The following is a 1,355-nucleotide window of genomic DNA, read 5'->3' as shown; positions in this document are numbered from 1 at the left end:
ATGCGGTCAAACTGCCGGTAGCCCGCTGCAGTATCGATTATTCGGCTGCCTACCGCATGGTGCATCAGCGCTTCGGTGTGGCGCATATCGACCAAATCGCCGCCCCGTTGTTGCCCTCTGCGGTGGCTTATGTGCATTCGCTGGCATTGCAGGGGCGGCATGTGCAGACTGTGGAAACGGAAACCGTGCCGAAACTGTTCCCCAATCAGGCCAATATCCCGTTCAACCTGAACCGCAACGCCTACTACGCCGTTACGGTGAAGGGCGGCAAAATCTACCGCTATCTCGTCAGCCACATCACCTCTCCGTATGAAGACGGCATGATTCCGTGTCTGGCGCATCAGGTGTAGAATGCGGCTGTTCCCTTTAGGGGCTGGAAGACCGCTTAGGCGGCAGGGCATCGGGCAACCGGTGCCCTTTGCCTTATCCCTGGATTTCTGAGGGCAAATCGTTTATGATTCGCGTAGTCGTCAGTCTCCATGCCGCCGCTCCGAGATTGATGATTAGAGACCCCGCCAACCCGCCTGTTTGCGGGGTTTCGCCTGTTCGGGCAGTTTGTTTCTGCCGGCCATGGTTACGCCTCGTTTCTGCTCGGCTTCCCGTCGCTCTGCAACAGCGGCAGCGTATAGCGCCCTTCTGCGGGATAAGCGGGTTTGCCGCCTTTGTTCGGCCACAGGTAGGCAATCACGCGGCTCTTGGCAAGCCCGAATATCCGACTGCATCGCATCCTGTTTCATTACCCTCTCCGGCTGTCTGCCGCCACTCTAACGCAACTTATTTCCCGCCGAGTGTATGTTTAAAATCAGGTAAATTATCCTATTAATAAACGTTAATACCAGATAGCAGACAAAACAAAAGCAGCCCGAAAGCTGCTCGTGTGTAATGAATACATTAAGCATTCAGTTTGTGATAGCGGGCTTGCTCCGCGCTGTCGCCATCCCAGGGGAAGTATTCAAAGTATTCCCCGTCCGGCAGCTTAATACCCGCCTGCCTGGCTACATTGCGCGCAAGCCGGATGCTATCGGCAGCATGGTCGTTCAGCGTAGCGGCTAGGCGGCGATTGAATCCGCGTATTGCCTGCCGGTGCTGATAGATAAATTCGGCGCAATACAGCCCATGCAGCAAGGCCGCTTCTAGATTGCGTAACGGCTCGCCCTGTAAGCTGGCCGGTAGCCTATCCAACACTTCGCCGCTAATACCGTTATGCAACATCAAACTGTGAACGTAGGCCACCGCAGAGGGCAACAACGGGGCGGCGATTTGGTCGATATGCGCCACACCGAAGCGCTGATGCACCATGCGGTAGGCAGCCGAATAATCGATACTGCAGCGGGCTACCGGCAGTTTGACCGCAT

At 55.9% G+C, this 1,355-nt stretch carries 1 protein-coding gene and 2 pseudogenes; 1 reads left to right on the top strand and 2 read right to left on the bottom strand.

Translation table 11 applies throughout. The annotated features are described in order from the left end of the window. A pseudogene (locus A7P99_RS10300) lies at nt 1-350 on the top strand (hypothetical protein); the annotation flags it as partial. Between the two features lie 153 nt (nt 351-503). Here the strand turns inward: A7P99_RS10300 and A7P99_RS09450 are convergent. Both A7P99_RS09450 and A7P99_RS10295 read right to left on the bottom strand, forming a co-directional pair. Beyond that, nucleotides 504-737 carry a hypothetical protein gene (locus A7P99_RS09450; protein WP_067687335.1) on the bottom strand — a complete coding sequence of 78 codons (234 nt, stop codon included), beginning with the start codon at nt 735-737 and terminating at the stop codon, nt 504-506. A gap of 154 nt (nt 738-891) precedes the next feature. Continuing rightward, a pseudogene (locus A7P99_RS10295) lies at nt 892-1,355 on the bottom strand (hypothetical protein); the annotation flags it as partial.

It is taken from the genome of Eikenella sp. NML120348 (assembly GCF_001648435.1).
Taxonomy (GTDB): Bacteria; Pseudomonadota; Gammaproteobacteria; order Burkholderiales; family Neisseriaceae; genus Eikenella; species Eikenella exigua.
Note: the sequence above shows the minus strand (reverse complement) of the source record. Positions and strands in the feature narration are given on the sequence as shown.